Below are 15,576 nucleotides of genomic sequence, written 5' to 3' on the forward strand. Positions count from 1 at the left end.
TCCGGGTTGATCCGGATCCCGGGTTCAGCGCCAGCGAGACGTCGACTGGCTCAGGCACAAGAGAAAAAAGTATGCAAGATCGTACGCGGCGTACTGTCGCCACTGCTGGCGAATGTGCTGCTGGACGAAGTGGACCGAGAGCTTGAACGTCGAGGCCATTGTTTTGTGCGTTATGCCGACGACGCGAATGTGTATGTTCGCAGTAAGAAGGCTGGGCACCGAGTGATGGCGCTGCTGAAACGTCTATATGAAAAGCTGCACTTGAGCGTCAACGAGAGCAAGAGCGCGGTGACGAGTGCGTTTGGTCGTAAATTTCTGGGTTATGAATTTTGGCTTGCTCGTGACGAAGTCAAATACGCGGTATCTCAGAAGGCACAAAAGCAATTCAAACAACGTATGCGACAGCTCACTCGGCGTTCATGTGGCCGTAGCTTGCAGCAAGTCATCGACTTTCTACGTCCCTATTTGCTGGGTTGGAAAGCCTACTTCAAGTTGTCACAAACACCAGGTATCTGGCGTGAATTGGACAAATGGATACGGCATCGACTTAGAGCGATCCAACTCAAGCAATGGAAGCGAGGGACGACGGTGTTTCGTGAGTTAGTGGCCCTTGGCGCGAGTAAAGAGGTCGCCCAGAAAGTGGCATGCAACACCCGTCGCTGGTGGGACAACAGTCGATGGGCGCTGAATTGGGTGCTTAATCTTGCGTGGTTTGATCGCTTGGGACTTCCACGTCTCTCCTGACCTCAATCTCTCGAACCGCCCGGTGCGGACCCGCATGCCGGGTGGTGTGGCAGGGGAGCGGCCTATGAAGGCCGTCCCCTATGCCGATTGGGGCTTCAGTTGTCACTGATGGTGCAAAACGCGAAGGGTTGTTCCCTGTTTCGGTGCGAAAACAGTTCGAAAACCGGACTTATTTATACTTGGCGCACCATTTAATTTCATAATTGCGACATTCGGCGCTGTCATTGTGCGCATTCTGTTTGTTAGAGTCCGGCCCAATCTCTCCCAACGACAACAAATCTGCCGAGACTGTTCCATGATCGAATCCGTCGAATCCTTCCTTGCCCGTCTGAAAAAACGCGACCCTGACCAGCCTGAATTCCACCAGGCCGTGGAAGAAGTCCTGCGCAGCCTGTGGCCTTTTCTCGAAGCCAATCCGCATTATTTGACTTCCGGCATTCTGGAGCGGATCTGCGAACCTGAGCGCGCGGTCGTTTTCCGGGTTTCCTGGGTCGACGATCAAGGCAAAGTGCAGGTCAATCGCGGTTTCCGTATCCAGATGAACAGCGCGATTGGTCCTTACAAGGGCGGGCTGCGTTTCCATCCTTCGGTGAACCTCGGCGTGTTGAAGTTCCTCGCCTTCGAACAGACGTTCAAAAACTCGCTGACGTCGTTGCCGATGGGTGGTGGCAAAGGTGGTTCGGACTTCGACCCCAAAGGTAAGAGCGACGCTGAAGTCATGCGCTTCTGCCAGGCCTTCATGAGCGAGTTGTACCGGCACATCGGTGCGGACGTTGACGTGCCGGCCGGTGATATCGGCGTCGGTGCCCGCGAAATCGGTTTCCTGTTCGGGCAATACAAGCGCCTGAGCAACCAGTTCACCAGCGTATTGACCGGCAAGGGCCCCAGCTATGGCGGCAGCCTGATTCGTCCGGAAGCCACCGGTTTTGGCTGCGTGTACTTCGCCGAGGAAATGCTCAAGCGCAGTGGTCAAACCGTTGAAGGCAAACGCGTTGCAATCTCTGGATCCGGTAACGTCGCACAATATGCGGCACGCAAGGTCATGGACCTAGGCGGCGTCGTGGTTTCGCTGTCCGACTCCGAAGGCACGCTCTACTGCGAAAGCGGTTTGACCGAAGAGCAATGGCTGGCGGTGCTGGAGCTGAAAAATGTCCAGCGTGGACGTATCAGTGAACTGGCCGGCCGATTCGGTCTGGAGTTCCTGGCGGGCCATCACCCATGGACGCTGAGCTGCGACATCGCGCTGCCATGCGCTACACAAAACGAACTGGACGCCGAGGCGGCTCGTACGCTGCTACGCAACGGCTGTATCTGTGTGGCGGAAGGGGCCAACATGCCGACTACCCTGGAGGCCGTGGACCTGTTTATCGAAGCGGGGATTCTGTTCGCGCCGGGCAAGGCTTCCAACGCGGGTGGTGTGGCGGTGAGCGGGCTGGAAATGTCGCAGAATGCCATGCGTCTGCTGTGGACCGGTGGTGAAGTCGACAACAAGCTCCACGCGATCATGCAATCGATCCACCATGCTTGCGTGCATTACGGTGAAGAGAACGGCCGGGTCAACTATGTCAAAGGCGCGAACATCGCCGGCTTCGTCAAAGTTGCCGACGCCATGCTCGCCCAGGGCGTGGTTTAAGCCGGTTCGATACGGGTGATCTCGATCAGTTGATCACCCGCCGGGCGTTGCCACAGCACCTCGTCGCCGAGTTGCGCCCCGAGCAACGCCCGACCCAACGGTGAACCCCAATTGATCAGGCCCGCGGTCGCGTCGGCCTGGTCTTCACCCACCAACTGCACGGTTTGCCCGGTGTCGTGTTCATTAACGAACGTCACACGGCTGCCGATCTGCACTTTTTCAGTCGAGCTGGCGGCGGTTACTACCTGCGCGCTTTGCAGGCGCTGGTTGAAATATCGCAAATCGCGCTCAAGGTCCGCTTGGCGCTGCTTGTCTGCTTGCTCCCCTCTGGCCGATTGCTCGCTGTGCAGGTGTTGCAGTTCGGATACTTTCGCCTGCAATTGGGCCAGGCCCGCGGGCGTGACGTAATTGGGTTGCGTGCTGACTTGCCGTTCGACAGGCTGATCGGCTTGCGCGGCGGCGTTATCTTCGTTGACGAAAGCGCGGCTCATGCTCTTCTCCCGTTATAGGGTTTGGGCCATGGTGGCAGGCTTTTAGTTTCGCCGGATGTCCGCCGGCGACTCACCAATCCCACAAGGGTATGGCTGTGTCAGGTCAATAGTGATACCACTTCACCTCAAGCATCACTTCATTCTCCGGTGTGGCGAGGTGGCTGAATTCGCGTTGGGCGCTCAGGCGCAGGCCCAGATTGCGCGACAGTTCCCACTGCTGATTCAGGCTGATGCTACGGCGCACTTCACCATTGGTGAAGAAATCGCCTTTGGTTTCCAGACTGAAATTGCCCAGCGGGTTTTTCCACAACACGCCGGTATTGAAACCCGCCGCCGGGGCGATGAAACCGGCGAAGTCGTTGTTGTGTTCAATGCGCGCGGTCCCCAGGGCAAAACCGAGCATGTCGTCGCCCAGTTCCCAGGTACCGCCGCCACCGCCATTGATGTGGCTGACCAGGGTTTCGTCATCATGTTTGCCCGGCACGCGTTCCAGGCCGCCAGTCACCTGCCACGACAGTGGTTGCAGCAACTCATTGCGCGGGGTGAAGGAGCGAATCGTTGCCAGATCAAGCTGCTGAAACTGCCAGTGATTGCCTTCGTACTGGCGCAGTTTCATTTGCAGGATTTCAATTTGTGCACCGAGCGGGAAGCTTTCGGCGTTGTCGTTGAGATCGTGATAGGCCATACGCAGGCCGTATTCGCCGAACGCCTTGTCACCCCGGGTGCCGACACCGGCCTGCCAGGTTCGCGACTCGTGACCATCCTCGGGCAAGCCGGGTTGCGGGATATCCAGCTCGGGCGCGGGGTTCTGGTTGATCGCCCGCAGCAGTTCGAAACTGCGCTGAGCCTGCGTGGGGTCACGTTCCTGGCCATTGGCGCGGTTGCGTTCCAGACGATAAGCCGCGTCGATGATCAGCGCCTGGCGATCCTTGGGTTGCGCCTTGAAAGCGGGTTCCTGTAACTGCTTCTGGTCGGCGCTGACTTTCAGCACCCATTGCTGTTCATCGGGGTTCAGCGGTTCGACACGGCTCAATAATTCACGTTCGCGGGACGGGCGATATTCAATCGATTCCACCAAACCCGCTTCTTTCACGGCCTTGACGGTGTCGGTAGGAATCGCGGTCAGCGGGAATTGCTCTGTCAGCCGCAGGCTGGGGCGCGCCACTTGCAGCAATTCCAGCAAGCGATAGGAGCAGTTTTCGTCGAAGAAGAAATAGTCGAACCGGACCTGCTTCAGCTCCCAGACGTGCTCGACCATACGCTCGGTTTCTGGCGGGGTCAGGTTCAGCCGGTACTCCCACAAGTCACGGTTCTCGAGGCTGCGGTATTCCGAGAGTTTTTCCTGATAGGGCACCAGCGAAAAAAGCCCGGGATAACCACCCATCAAGCCTTTCCAGGCGAAGAGGATGCTGTTGTCCGAACCTTCGATGAAGGCGCCGAAGTTGATGGCGTAGCTAAGCAGGGCCGTTTGGTCGCTTTGCACATCCGCCTGGTCGATGCGCAGCAACGTGTGGCCGAACATCGATGACGGACTGTTCAAGTAAGCTGCCGGGAAAATCATCACCGCACTGTGGGGCGAGACGTCCTTGAACCATTGCTTGAACTCAGTGCAGGCAGGCGTCGGCAGACCGGTCAGGTTGAGTTGCGATTTCAGCCAGCGGGTACGGGCTGGGTAAACGCATTGAGCGTGTTGTTCGCCGGCACTGGCCGGGGCGTACAACGCTTGCACGGTAGCCGCCAGTTCACGCTCGGGGTGTTCGTTGCCGTCGGGCGCCAAGAAGAACGCCTTGTCGCTGATATAGCTGCGCCAGCCGCCGAGTTTGGCGGTTTCGTAGTGTCCCAGGGAAATCCAGAAGGGGTCATTGGCCAATTGCTGCAAACGTTGAGGGTCGATGTGCGGCGCAGCGGACAGCGGGGCGCAGACACAGAGCGTCAGCCAGGCAAGGCGTTTGAGCATAGTGGGCAACTTAATTCGAAAAAAACAAAGACCCAAAGAGGGGCGGGCCAAAAAAACAAATCCGCTCCCCGAAAGGAGCGGGCGAGTCGAGCTTAAGCTTGAGTGGCGTACTTGGCCAGACGCGGGTCGTTCTTCAGAACGGCCAGGGTGTTGGTATGCACATCTTCAGCGGTTACATCCGCCTTGCTGAAGATTTGCTGGAAATGCTCGTGAGTCACGGCGGCGAAATGCGCACGGTCTTGCGGCGCCACGCCAAGGACCACGGCGTAAGTGGTCAGCGCTTCGCCCTGACCTTTAGCCATGTCTTCGGACAGCTCGTTCATCATGCCATTCATGGCAAACCAGGATTTGCCGCCGTAGGTCAGCGACGAATTCGTGGCGCAGCCGTTGGTGCCGGACGTCATGCCGAAGGTCGCGTTACCGGACGTGCCGTTGGTAATGGAGGCCATGAAGTGAGCCGGGGTGCCACGCTGACCTTCGAACAGCATGTTGCCCCAACCACAATCCGGGCCGCCTGGGGCTTGCGCCATGGCGTTGAGGGATACAACGGTGAAGAGAGTACCGAGAAGAATCCGTTTCATAGCTATGTTCTCTTTGTTTGCATACCGATGGACAAGGGAGACTGGTGCCATTTTGGCGCCAGTTAGGCTGGTTATTGGTCCAGCCGCGCAATTTGGAGTTTAGGCACGATCCCGAGGTTCCGTGATTTTTCGCAAAACATCCGCTGAAATCATTGATTTAGCCCCGGCCCGCTGAGGGATGGCAGTTTGTCTATGCTTTGGCTGGAGGTGCGCCTTGCAAGTGAGGTATAGGCAGCGCCAGAATGCCGCTATCTGCCCCGCCTGATGTAAGGAAGCCCGATGCCTGATCCTGTTGCTGCCAGCTTGCGTCTAGCGCCTGAAGCGCTGACCCGTCCGTTTTCCGCTGAACAGTTCAGCTTCTCTACCACCAATGATCTGGAGCCCTTTCGCGGTGTGCTTGGCCAGGAACGTGCGGTCGAAGCCTTGCAGTTCGGCGTGGCCATGCCACGCCCCGGTTACAACGTCTTTGTCATGGGTGAGCCTGGCACCGGCCGGTTCTCGTTCGTCAAACGTTACCTGAAAGCCGAAGGCAAGCGCCTGCAGACCCCGGCCGACTGGGTCTATGTCAACAATTTCGATGAGCCGCGCGAGCCTCGCGCCCTGGAATTGCCGTCAGGTACCGCGGGCGCATTCATTGGCGACATCAATGGCTTGATCGACAACCTGCTGGCGACCTTTCCGGCGGTGTTTGAACACCCGTCCTACCAGCAGAAGAAAAGCGCCATCGATCGTGCCTTCAATCAGCGCTACGACAAGGCGCTGGACGTCATCGAGCGTCTGGCCCTGGAAAAAGAAGTCGCGCTGTACCGCGACGCCAGCAACATCGCCTTTACCCCCATGAGCGAAGGCAAAGCGCTGGATGAAGCGGAATTCGCCCAGTTGCCGGAAGCCGATCGCGAACGTTTTCACGAGGACATCTCTGGTCTGGAAGAGCGTCTGAACGAAGAGCTCGCCAGCCTGCCGCAATGGAAGCGTGAGTCGAGCAATCAACTGCGCCACCTCAACGAAGAAACCATCACGCTCGCGTTGCAGCCGTTGCTGTCGCCGTTGTCGGAGAAGTACGCCGAGAACGCGGCCGTGTGCGGTTACCTGCAAGCGATGCAGGTTTACCTGCTCAAGACGGTTGTCGAGCAACTGGTGGACGACAGCAAGACCGACGCCATTGCCCGCAAGCTGCTGGAAGAGCAATACGCGCCGAGCCTGGTCGTCGGGCATTCGGCCAGTGGCGGTGCGCCGGTGGTGTTCGAGCCGCACCCGACTTACGAAAACCTGTTTGGCCGCATTGAATACAGTACCGATCAGGGCGCGATGTACACGACCTATCGGCAACTGCGCCCGGGTGCCTTACACCGGGCCAACGGCGGTTTTCTGATCCTTGAAGCGGAAAAAATGCTCAGCGAGCCGTTCGTCTGGGATGCGCTCAAGCGCGCCCTGCAATCGCGCAAGCTGAAAATGGAATCGCCGCTGGGTGAGCTGGGCCGTCTGGCCACCGTAACCCTGACACCGCAACACATTCCATTGGCGGTCAAAGTCGTCATCATCGGCGCCCGTCAACTGTATTACACCCTGCAAGACCTCGATCCGGACTTCCAGGAAATGTTCCGCGTCCTGGTGGACTTCGACGAAGACATCCCGATGGTCGATGAGAGCCTGGAGCAGTTCGCCCAGTTGCTCAAAACCCGCACCTCCGAAGAAGGCATGGCCCCGTTGACGGCGGATGCCGTGGCGCGTCTGGCCACGTATAGCGCGCGTCTGGCCGAGCACCAAGGGCGTTTGTCGGCGCGAATCGGTGACTTGTTCCAGCTGGTCAGCGAGGCGGATTTCATTCGTCATCTGGCCGGCGACGAGATGACCGACGCCGGGCACATCGAGCGTGCGCTCAAGGCCAAGGCCACCCGCACAGGGCGCGTCTCGGCACGGATTCTCGACGACATGCTGGCCGGGATTATCCTGATCGATACCGATGGCGCCGCTGTCGGCAAGTGCAACGGGCTGACAGTGCTGGAAGTCGGCGACTCGGCCTTCGGTGTGCCGGCCCGGATTTCCGCCACGGTTTATCCGGGCGGCAGTGGCATTGTCGACATCGAGCGTGAGGTCAACCTTGGGCAGCCGATTCACTCAAAAGGCGTGATGATCCTCACGGGGTATCTGGGCAGTCGTTATGCCCAGGAATTCCCGCTGGCCATTTCCGCGAGCATTGCCCTGGAGCAGTCCTACGGGTATGTCGATGGTGACAGTGCGTCGCTTGGCGAGGCTTGTACGCTGATTTCGGCCTTGTCGAAAACCCCGCTCAAGCAGTGCTTTGCAATCACCGGTTCGATCAACCAGTTCGGTGAAGTGCAGGCGGTAGGCGGGGTCAACGAGAAGATCGAAGGCTTCTTCCGGCTCTGCGAAGCGCGCGGGCTGACCGGTCAGCAAGGGGCGATCATTCCTCAGGCGAACGTTGCCACGTTGATGCTCGACGAGAAGGTATTGGCGGCAGTGCGCGCGGGGCAGTTCCATGTTTACGCGGTGCGTCAGGCGGACGAGGCCTTGAGCCTGTTGGTCGGCGAGCCTGCCGGTGCACCGGATGAGAATGGCGAGTTCCCGGAAGGCAGCGTCAATGCGCGGGTGGTGGAACGCTTGCGGGTGATCGCGGAAATGATCAGCGAAGAAGACCTCAAGGAAGCCGAAAAAGAAGCTGCGCAGGAAGCGTTGGTCGAGACCAAGCCGGCTTGATGCGTACCTGAGATCACTTCAATCCACTTGTGGGAGCGAGCTTGCTCGCGAATACGGTTTTCATTCAACAGATAAGTTGCCTGATATACCGCATTCGCGAGCAAGCCCGCTCCCACATTTGTTTTGTGTGAATTTTGAAAAGTGCCATCTCGCTGGCGTCAAACTTCACACAATGACCATTCGGCGCCTTCCGGTCCCACCCGACGTACGGGGCGGACTTTTCTTCTATTCTCTGCTTCAAGGATCGACAGTAATCACTGGAACGAGACAGCCTCTCTATGGAGGCTGAATACCGGATCTACCGAGGGTCGCCGCCATGTCGCGCAACCTCTGCCTTACCCGTCAATGCCTGGGTCTTGTAACCCGTATCGAGTGTGCCATCCGCCCTCTGGCGGGAGATACGGGCATGTGGACCTTGCTCTTCGCCGCCGGGATGGCTGGCGAGCAACCTTCAGCTATCAAGGCACAAGGCCCGTTTCATGGTCCTGTCGTGGCTGAATCAATCCTCGACACCATTGTTGAAAGCCTGACTTTGCACGGCTACGAACTGGCCGACGACCCACAAATCTGGTGCCTGCACCTGCAAGCCCAGCTGCGGGAAATCAACGGTGGCCGTTGCCGCAATCTGGGTGGCTTTGAATATCGGCCCGATCACTGAGTGGGTTATTGATCAAGTTCACCTGGATCAGCTGTGACCAGTTTGACTTCGAAACCATATTGCACGGTGGTGAGCCCGGTGCGCTGATAGCTTTCCAGGTGTGTCGGTTGACCATAAAAGTAATGCACCTTGAATAACGCCGGGCCTTCGGTGCTTGCGTCATGTGTGACCGCAAGAATCTCTTTCAGGTAATTCCCGCTGTCGTCCCTGGCGAAAAATCGCCAGTCCTGCGCAGGAAACAGCTTCACATCCACCACTAACGCATTGCCTTTGAGCATCAGGCCCTTGGGCAATGTCCGGGTGTCGAGCGTCTGCTTCTCGATCGTGGCCAGGAACAACGGCATGGCGCCCACTGCATACGCTGGCGTTTGTGGAAACAGGTTCAGATCGTAAGTGATGGTGCCGCGCAGAGGGTCGACCTGATACGCCTGCGGTGGCAGTTCAATCGGCTCATCGCGTTTGCCGCTACTGTCCGCGGTAAAAAAACTGAGTGGGCTATCGCCGAGGCTGAAGGTGCTGCCGAGCAACTCGTCATTGAAGCTTCTGGGGTGATTGAACTCAATGCGCGCGGCGCTCGGGTCCTCCACTGATTGATTGATGTTGATGCTTTTTTTCAGCTGTTCCTCGCTCAGTGTCGCGCCCTTGAGCCAGTTCGGCGTTTGATCGTCATACACCACCACCGGCAAGGTCAGCGGCGGGATGGTTTTTTCCGTGGTGTGCGGGTCGAAGCGGCGTATCGGCAGGTTAAGGTCTTTGCGGGTGACAGTGGCGCCGGAGAAGTCCAGCAGGCTGACTTCAAGTGTGTCGATCGGCCCGTTGAAGTACACCTTGGAATAACGTCGCCCCTGCTGCTGTTCGAAACTGCGCTGTTCTTCATTGAGCTGTTGTTCGAACGCCTCGCTCCAGGCCTTCTGCTGCTGCATTTTCGCCAGCTGTTTTTGATAGAAGGCAATTTGCGTGGCGTTTTCGTTGATCGAGCCTGCGCGCGCGAGGAATTGCCCGGTGGTGTCTTTGGCCTGAACAATCAGTGGGATCAACCCGGTATCACTGACTTCGGGGGGCAGTGGCGCGCTGTTGCTGTATTCAATTTCGGCGTAGTTCTTTTCAAGCTTCAACAGGGTGACGCTGAGGTTGTCGTCGGTGCGCTTCTTGCCGACGTCCCCTTTGGTCAGGTTGAAGCTGTAGAGCCTGCGTGGCGCGATTACTTCGACTTTGCCCTGCAGGCTCACTGGTTGCGGTTGGGTTTTTTTGTCGACATCCAGGCCGTCGATGAAAGGGTAGGTCACCGTCAAGTCGTCGGGGCTGGTCAGGTTGGAGCTCGACGGGCTGAGCTGGATGCCGGGATCGGTTTCCGACCATTCGGGCTGGAAGGGGATAACCCGTTTGTTGTTCAGCGTCACCGATTGCCATTCCAGGCCATGGGGGAAAAGGAACGTCGCCGGAATACTGAAGTTGAAGGGGAATACCGGTTGCAGATCGGTCAGGTAATCGGAGCTGGAGTCCTTGTGCAGCACGAACAGGCCATTGATGTAGGTGTCGACCAAGGCCTGGGGCGAAGGGTAGTGCTTGAGCACGGCGAGGGCGTCTTCGCCGTATTCGGTTTCCATCGGTTTACTGTCGAGCTTGAGTTGCGCACGTTCGAGCAACAAGAGTGAGCCGCCGAGTTCAGAGACCGCGTCCTTGAGCTTCGGGTCCTGGATCTGATCCAGCGATTGCTCGAACTGTGCGGTTTTTTCCTCGAGGCTGGCCTGACGCTTGTCCTCACTGGGAGAGCAGCCGCTCATCAGCAGGATCAGGCAAATGCCGGTGCTCGTTAATGGCAATCGCACATCCATTTTCCAGTCTTCCTGTCCGATTTGCTGAGCGGTCAATAGACTGGACACTAGCAGAAAAACTTTACGACACACGCGCAGGTGGCGGATTTTTCGACGGTTTCTGGCTGCTTCTGGGTGTAGACAGGTGACTGGTATACTCGCGGCCATTTTCAACCCACGTGTGAGATTCAATGGAACGCTTTATCGAAAATGCAATGTACGCCTCCCGTTGGCTGCTGGCGCCGATCTACTTCGGACTGTCCCTTGGGCTGCTGGCGCTGGCGCTGAAGTTCTTCCAGGAGGTTTTTCACGTTATCCCCAACGTTTTCTCGATGGCAGAATCGGACCTGATTCTGGTGCTGCTGTCGCTGATCGACATGGCGCTGGTGGGCGGTCTGCTGGTGATGGTGATGATTTCCGGGTACGAGAACTTCGTTTCTCAATTGGATATCGATGACAGCAAGGAAAAGCTCAACTGGCTGGGTACCATGGATTCATCTTCGCTGAAGATGAAAGTGGCCGCTTCCATTGTGGCGATTTCCTCTATCCACCTGCTGCGGATCTTCATGGACGCCAAGAACGTCGATCCGGAGCATTTGAAGTGGTACGTGATCATTCACATGACGTTTGTCGTGTCGGCGTTCGCTATGGGCTACCTGGACAAGCTGACCAAACACTGACCTGCACAACTCTTGTGGGAGCGAGCAGGCTCGCTCCCACAAGGGTATTTGGTCGAACCGGACGGGTGGTGTGATTCTGGCTTGTACTTTGAAGCGCCGAAGCCTATCCCTGTAAGTAGTGTTGGCTCGACTCTGTATGAGGTGCATTCATGAACCTTGTTGAACTACGCGCTTATGCCATCGCAGGGAAAATCGATGAGCTGAACCTGATTTCCATGGAGGGCGGGATCTACCTGCTGGAGGCGCGCATGCATGGTGCCGCCTATCCGCTGAGTGATGGCCACGACCAAATGTTCCACCTGCGCTCGGTCGAGCATGCTCGTGAAGTGCTGCATGACTTCCCTTCCTTACCCTTCAACCTTGTCCACGCTTCGGTACATGATGAAATGTGCGGACTGGGTGCGAGCGTGGGGGAAAGCCTGAAGGTGCCGATTGCCTTCCGCTCCTCCTGGCATCACTGACAGCCCTCATCAGAACAATGACATATGTGCTAGTCTGCTGGCCCTTTTGGTTCCGGGCGCTCCGGGATGCGCTGTGCGAGCACGGCAAGTTCCTGGGCCGTCCGCACAGCGGAGCAATGTCATGTCCGAAGTAAATCTGTCCACCGACGAAACTCGCGTCAGCTACGGTATTGGCCGTCAGCTGGGCGACCAACTGCGCGACAACCCGCCACCGGGCGTTAGCCTGGACGCGATCCTGGCTGGTCTGACTGACGCCTTCAACGGCAAGGAAAGCCGTGTTGACCAGGAAGCTATGTCCGCGAGCTTCAAGGTGATCCGCGAAGTCATGCAGGCCGAAGCTGCTGCCAAAGCTCAAGCCGCTGCTGGCGAAGGCCTGGCTTTCCTGGCTGAAAACGCCAAGCGTGATGGCATCACCACCCTGGCTTCCGGCCTGCAATTCGAAGTGCTGACTGCCGGCGAAGGCGCCAAGCCAACCCGTGAAGATCAAGTGCGCACTCACTACCACGGCACCCTGATCGACGGCACAGTGTTCGACAGCTCCTACGAGCGCGGCGAGCCTGCAGAGTTCCCGGTTGGCGGCGTGATCGCTGGCTGGACCGAAGCCCTGCAACTGATGAACGCCGGCAGCAAATGGCGTCTGTACGTGCCGAGCGAACTGGCTTACGGCGCTCAAGGCGTTGGCAGCATTCCGCCGCACAGCGTACTGGTATTCGACGTCGAACTGCTCGACGTTCTGTAATACCGATGTGGGAGCGAGCCTGCTCGCGATGCGGTCTGCTCGGGTTTCCTGTGAAACCGCAGTGATGCTATCGCGAGCAGGCTCGCTTCCACAGTTCTTTGTGCTGTCTCATATTTCGATCTTGTGGTGCAGTTCATTCGACGGGCGCAACGCCCGGGCGTAGCAGTACAGAAACAGGTTACGTACCAGCTCCTTGAGCACCAACGGCTCGCTGGAACTCAAGTCGCTGACGTCCAGATCCCCCTGATCCTGCAGCTCGCTCAAGGCTTCTTCTTCAAGCACCGCACAGACTTCCCCGGTTTCCCGATGCAGGATTCTGAGGTACGGGTGTGGGCGGTCCAGCCAGGCGTCGATCAAATAAGTCATGTCTCATCTCCATTGAATGGGTTTTAATGAGAATAATTCTTATTCATCAAATAGCAAGGGTCTATTGGCGGATTGTGCTTTTTTTACGGGTAAAGGTTGCGTCAGGTCAAAACGGCTGGCGTTTGGCTATTGCGCGTACAGGCACGTTGAAGCAGGGGGAGGGCGAAGCACCATCCCACGCAAGGCGCGGGATGGAATACGGCTGGTTCAGACTTTTCTGACGAACTCGGACTTGAGCTTCATCGGGCCAATGCCGTCGATCTTGCAGTCGATGTCGTGATCGCCATCGCACAGGCGGATGTTCTTGACCTTGGTGCCGACCTTGACCACCAGCGACGTGCCTTTGACCTTGAGGTCCTTGATCACGGTGATGGTATCGCCGTCCTGCAGGACATTGCCGACCGAATCCTTTTTCACGGTGTCGTCGGACGCCGTTTCGGCTTCGCCGCTGGCGGACCATTCGTGCGCGCACTCAGGGCAGATCAGCTGTGCGCCGTCTTCATAGGTGTATTCGGAATTGCATTTTGGGCAGGGTGGCAACGTGCTCACTAAAGCTCCTTGAATCCTGGATGGCTAAAAAGCGCACATTATATAGGGTTTTAGGAGGGAGGTGGGGCAGCACGGTCCCTGTGGGAGCCGGGCTTGCCCGCGAAACAGGCACTTCGGTGTATCAGAAGCACCGCAGTGATGGCATCGCAGGCAAGCCAGCTCCCACCGGGACCGGGTTCTAACAAGTGGTATTAGTGCGTGCGGGCTACCGCAAACTCACTCAGCTCAACCAGTGCATCGCGATACTCGCTGGCAGGCAGCGCGTCGAGGCACTTGATCGCACGGGCCACGTAATCACGAGCCAGTTGCGCGGTGTATTCCAGCGAGCCAGAGGCCTCTACCGCTTCGCGGATGCTTTCCAGGTCTTCGATACCGCCTTTCTGGATCGCCTTGCGCACCAGGGCGGCCTGTTCCGGCGTGCCTTCGCGCATGGTGTAGATCAGCGGCAGGGTCGGTTTGCCTTCGGCCAGATCGTCACCGACGTTCTTGCCCAGGGTTTCGGCATCGCCTTTGTAGTCCAGCAGGTCGTCGACCAGCTGGAAGGCCACGCCCAAATGATCGCCAAAAGTGCGCAGGGCTTCAGCCTGTTCTGCTGTGGCTTCGCAAAGAGCGGCGGCGCTGTGGGTCGAAGCCTCGAAAAGCATCGCAGTCTTGCCGCGGATGACTTCCATGTAGGTTTCTTCAGTGGTGCTGGCGTCACGGACCTTCGACAGCTGCAACACTTCGCCTTCAGCGATGATGCGGGTCGCTTGCGAAAGGATCTTCATGACTGGCATGGAGCCCAGTTCGACCATCATTTCGAAGGAGCGCGAATAGAGGAAGTCGCCGACCAGCACGCTCGGTGCGTTGCCCCACATGGCGTTGGCGGTCGAGCGGCCACGGCGCATGCCGGACATGTCGACCACGTCGTCGTGCAGCAAAGTGGCGGTGTGCAAGAACTCGATGGTCGCCGCCAGCAGACGCAGGTCATCGCCTTCGCGGCCCAGCGCCTTGCCACACAGCAACACTAATAAAGGACGCAGGCGCTTACCGCCGGCCGAGGTAATGTAATCGCCGATTTTCGATACCAGCGGCACTCGGGAAGTCAGCTGCTTCTTGATGATTCCGTCGACGGCGCTAAAATCGTCCGCCACCGCGCGGTAGAAAGCTTGGGGTTGCATCAGCGACAGTCGCTCCAGAAGGGTTGCGCGGCATGCTAGGACCCACGTCGGCGAGTGTCAAGGCGCGATGGACGGCCTCTTGCATCGCCCCGGCAGCTTGCGTACAATCGCGCACCCTGAACTTCCTGGGCAGCACCTGCCTTACGCAATTGCAAACCGGCCTTCCAGCCCTATGCAGCCATGCCAGCCAATACCTCTTCTTATAAAGAGCTGGGTGAGCAGGATTATCGGAGAAATACCATGTCGTACGCAGTAATTGTTACTGGTGGCAAGCAATACAAGGTCGCCCCAGGTGAATACCTGAAGATCGAAAAACTGGAAATCGCTACCGGCGAATCCGTTACTTTTGATCGCGTTCTGTTGGTCGCCAATGGCGATGACGTGAACATCGGCGCTCCAGTTGTTGCTGGCGCTACCGTTGTGGCTGAAGTGATCTCCCAAGGTCGTCACGATAAAGTCCGCATCATCAAGTTCCGTCGTCGTAAGCACCACATGAAGCGTATGGGCCACCGCCAGTGGTACACCGAGATCAAAATCACCGGTATTCAGGCTTAATTTCAGCCTAATTCCTCACTAGGAGAATTGACTCATGGCACACAAAAAAGCTGGTGGTAGTACCCGTAACGGTCGCGACTCAGAAGCCAAACGCCTTGGCGTGAAGATGTATGGCGGCCAGGTTATCATTCCGGGCAACATCATCGTGCGTCAGCGCGGCACCCAATTCCACGCCGGTTACGGTGTTGGCATGGGTAAAGATCACACTCTGTTCGCTAAAATCGACGGCGTGATCAAGTTTGAAGTAAAAGGCGCTTTCAATCGCCGTTACGTAAGCATTGTCCCGAAGACTGACGTCGTCGCGGCATAATTACGTGGTTGCTGGAAAAGCCCTGTCTTGCGACGGGGCTTTTTCGTTTGTGGGGTGAGTCTCTTGCAAAGCTGTTTGTGATGGGCTCCAGCGCAGGTTTTGCGGTCGTTGATTGAGGTCGCTGCGCTCATTTTTGCAAGAGTCTTATGTCTAGATTTTT

16 protein-coding genes are annotated in these 15,576 nt (G+C 57.6%); 9 read left to right on the forward strand and 7 right to left on the reverse strand.

Translation table 11 applies throughout. The features are described 5' to 3' along the window. Together J2Y56_RS22385 and gdhA are read left to right on the forward strand one after the other, a co-directional pair. Window positions 1–744 (forward strand): group II intron maturase-specific domain-containing protein (locus J2Y56_RS22385; RefSeq protein WP_310352788.1); only part of this gene is annotated, 744 nt, incomplete at its 5' end. Between the two features lie 295 nt (window positions 745–1,039). Further along, on the forward strand, window positions 1,040–2,377 hold the full coding sequence (gene gdhA, locus J2Y56_RS22390; RefSeq protein WP_007943964.1) for an NADP-specific glutamate dehydrogenase: 1,338 nt from the start codon (window positions 1,040–1,042) through the stop codon (window positions 2,375–2,377). Here the strand turns inward: gdhA and J2Y56_RS22395 are convergent. The 3 genes from J2Y56_RS22395 to J2Y56_RS22405 form a co-directional block, all read right to left on the reverse strand. Further along, complete coding sequence (locus tag J2Y56_RS22395; RefSeq protein WP_007943967.1) at window positions 2,374–2,868, reverse strand: GreA/GreB family elongation factor; 495 nt, start codon at window positions 2,866–2,868, stop codon at window positions 2,374–2,376. The two genes, gdhA and J2Y56_RS22395, sit on opposite strands and share 4 nt — an antisense overlap. A 103-nt stretch (window positions 2,869–2,971) precedes the next feature. Beyond that, the gene (locus J2Y56_RS22400) at window positions 2,972–4,825 is read right to left on the reverse strand and encodes a DUF4105 domain-containing protein (RefSeq protein ID WP_310352793.1); all 1,854 of its coding nucleotides are present in this window, start codon (window positions 4,823–4,825) and stop codon (window positions 2,972–2,974) included. Window positions 4,826–4,917: 92 nt separating this feature from the next. Further along, window positions 4,918–5,406, reverse strand: a complete 489-nt coding sequence (locus J2Y56_RS22405; protein ID WP_007943972.1) for a DUF3015 domain-containing protein — start codon at window positions 5,404–5,406, stop codon at window positions 4,918–4,920. Window positions 5,407–5,685: 279 nt separating this feature from the next. Here J2Y56_RS22405 and J2Y56_RS22410 point away from each other — a divergent pair, with 279 nt between their 5' ends. Both J2Y56_RS22410 and J2Y56_RS22415 read left to right on the forward strand, forming a co-directional pair. Further along, the gene (locus J2Y56_RS22410; protein WP_150782067.1) at window positions 5,686–8,124 is read left to right on the forward strand and encodes a Lon protease family protein; all 2,439 of its coding nucleotides are present in this window, start codon (window positions 5,686–5,688) and stop codon (window positions 8,122–8,124) included. 316 nt (window positions 8,125–8,440) lie between these two features. Then, window positions 8,441–8,782, forward strand: coding sequence for a hypothetical protein (locus J2Y56_RS22415; RefSeq protein ID WP_007943974.1), 342 nt, complete (start codon window positions 8,441–8,443; stop codon window positions 8,780–8,782). A 5-nt stretch (window positions 8,783–8,787) separates the two neighbouring features. Here J2Y56_RS22415 and J2Y56_RS22420 read toward each other — a convergent pair whose 3' ends face one another. Next, on the reverse strand, window positions 8,788–10,617 hold the full coding sequence (locus J2Y56_RS22420; RefSeq protein WP_310352797.1) for a hypothetical protein: 1,830 nt from the start codon (window positions 10,615–10,617) through the stop codon (window positions 8,788–8,790). Window positions 10,618–10,787: 170 nt separating this feature from the next. Here J2Y56_RS22420 and J2Y56_RS22425 point away from each other — a divergent pair, with 170 nt between their 5' ends. The 3 genes from J2Y56_RS22425 to J2Y56_RS22435 all read left to right on the forward strand — a co-directional run bounded on the left by J2Y56_RS22425 (window position 10,788) and on the right by J2Y56_RS22435 (window position 12,476). Continuing rightward, the gene (locus J2Y56_RS22425; protein WP_007943976.1) at window positions 10,788–11,276 is read left to right on the forward strand and encodes a TIGR00645 family protein; all 489 of its coding nucleotides are present in this window, start codon (window positions 10,788–10,790) and stop codon (window positions 11,274–11,276) included. Between the two features lie 149 nt (window positions 11,277–11,425). After that, window positions 11,426–11,737, forward strand: coding sequence for a DUF6482 family protein (locus J2Y56_RS22430; RefSeq protein ID WP_007943977.1), 312 nt, complete (start codon window positions 11,426–11,428; stop codon window positions 11,735–11,737). A 121-nt stretch (window positions 11,738–11,858) separates the two neighbouring features. Further along, window positions 11,859–12,476, forward strand: a complete 618-nt coding sequence (locus J2Y56_RS22435) for an FKBP-type peptidyl-prolyl cis-trans isomerase (protein ID WP_007943978.1) — start codon at window positions 11,859–11,861, stop codon at window positions 12,474–12,476. A 108-nt stretch (window positions 12,477–12,584) separates the two neighbouring features. Here the strand turns inward: J2Y56_RS22435 and J2Y56_RS22440 are convergent, their stop codons facing one another. From J2Y56_RS22440 to J2Y56_RS22450, 3 genes are all read right to left on the reverse strand, one after another. Beyond that, entirely contained in the window at window positions 12,585–12,842 is a 258-nt protein-coding gene (locus J2Y56_RS22440) for a hypothetical protein (RefSeq protein ID WP_007943979.1), read from the reverse strand. A gap of 207 nt (window positions 12,843–13,049) precedes the next feature. Beyond that, complete coding sequence (locus tag J2Y56_RS22445) at window positions 13,050–13,391, reverse strand: zinc ribbon domain-containing protein YjdM (RefSeq protein ID WP_007943980.1); 342 nt, start codon at window positions 13,389–13,391, stop codon at window positions 13,050–13,052. A 191-nt stretch (window positions 13,392–13,582) separates the two neighbouring features. Next, a complete protein-coding gene (locus J2Y56_RS22450; RefSeq protein WP_007943981.1) occupies window positions 13,583–14,551 on the reverse strand; it encodes a polyprenyl synthetase family protein in 969 nt (322 codons plus the stop codon). 240 nt (window positions 14,552–14,791) lie between these two features. On the opposite strand from J2Y56_RS22450, the gene rplU reads away from it, so the two are divergent. Together rplU and rpmA are read left to right on the forward strand one after the other, a co-directional pair. Continuing rightward, on the forward strand, window positions 14,792–15,106 hold the full coding sequence (rplU, locus tag J2Y56_RS22455; protein ID WP_003176051.1) for a 50S ribosomal protein L21: 315 nt from the start codon (window positions 14,792–14,794) through the stop codon (window positions 15,104–15,106). A 34-nt stretch (window positions 15,107–15,140) separates the two neighbouring features. Continuing rightward, entirely contained in the window at window positions 15,141–15,416 is a 276-nt protein-coding gene (gene rpmA, locus J2Y56_RS22460; protein ID WP_007943982.1) for a 50S ribosomal protein L27, read from the forward strand. Window positions 15,417–15,576 lie beyond the last annotated feature (160 nt).

It is taken from the genome of Pseudomonas sp. BE134 (assembly GCF_031456105.1).
Lineage (GTDB): Bacteria > Pseudomonadota > Gammaproteobacteria > Pseudomonadales > Pseudomonadaceae > Aquipseudomonas.

Coding starts and splice junctions, on each gene's coding strand:
- gdhA (WP_007943964.1), top strand. CDS start 1,040: ATGATCGAATCCGTCGAATCCTTCCTTGCCCGTCTGAAAAAACGCGAC.
- J2Y56_RS22395 (WP_007943967.1), bottom strand. CDS start 2,868: ATGAGCCGCGCTTTCGTCAACGAAGATAACGCCGCCGCGCAAGCCGAT.
- J2Y56_RS22400 (WP_310352793.1), bottom strand. CDS start 4,825: ATGCTCAAACGCCTTGCCTGGCTGACGCTCTGTGTCTGCGCCCCGCTG.
- J2Y56_RS22405 (WP_007943972.1), bottom strand. CDS start 5,406: ATGAAACGGATTCTTCTCGGTACTCTCTTCACCGTTGTATCCCTCAAC.
- J2Y56_RS22410 (WP_150782067.1), top strand. CDS start 5,686: ATGCCTGATCCTGTTGCTGCCAGCTTGCGTCTAGCGCCTGAAGCGCTG.
- J2Y56_RS22415 (WP_007943974.1), top strand. CDS start 8,441: ATGTCGCGCAACCTCTGCCTTACCCGTCAATGCCTGGGTCTTGTAACC.
- J2Y56_RS22420 (WP_310352797.1), bottom strand. CDS start 10,617: ATGGATGTGCGATTGCCATTAACGAGCACCGGCATTTGCCTGATCCTG.
- J2Y56_RS22425 (WP_007943976.1), top strand. CDS start 10,788: ATGGAACGCTTTATCGAAAATGCAATGTACGCCTCCCGTTGGCTGCTG.
- J2Y56_RS22430 (WP_007943977.1), top strand. CDS start 11,426: ATGAACCTTGTTGAACTACGCGCTTATGCCATCGCAGGGAAAATCGAT.
- J2Y56_RS22435 (WP_007943978.1), top strand. CDS start 11,859: ATGTCCGAAGTAAATCTGTCCACCGACGAAACTCGCGTCAGCTACGGT.
- J2Y56_RS22440 (WP_007943979.1), bottom strand. CDS start 12,842: ATGACTTATTTGATCGACGCCTGGCTGGACCGCCCACACCCGTACCTC.
- J2Y56_RS22450 (WP_007943981.1), bottom strand. CDS start 14,551: ATGCAACCCCAAGCTTTCTACCGCGCGGTGGCGGACGATTTTAGCGCC.
- rplU (WP_003176051.1), top strand. CDS start 14,792: ATGTCGTACGCAGTAATTGTTACTGGTGGCAAGCAATACAAGGTCGCC.
- rpmA (WP_007943982.1), top strand. CDS start 15,141: ATGGCACACAAAAAAGCTGGTGGTAGTACCCGTAACGGTCGCGACTCA.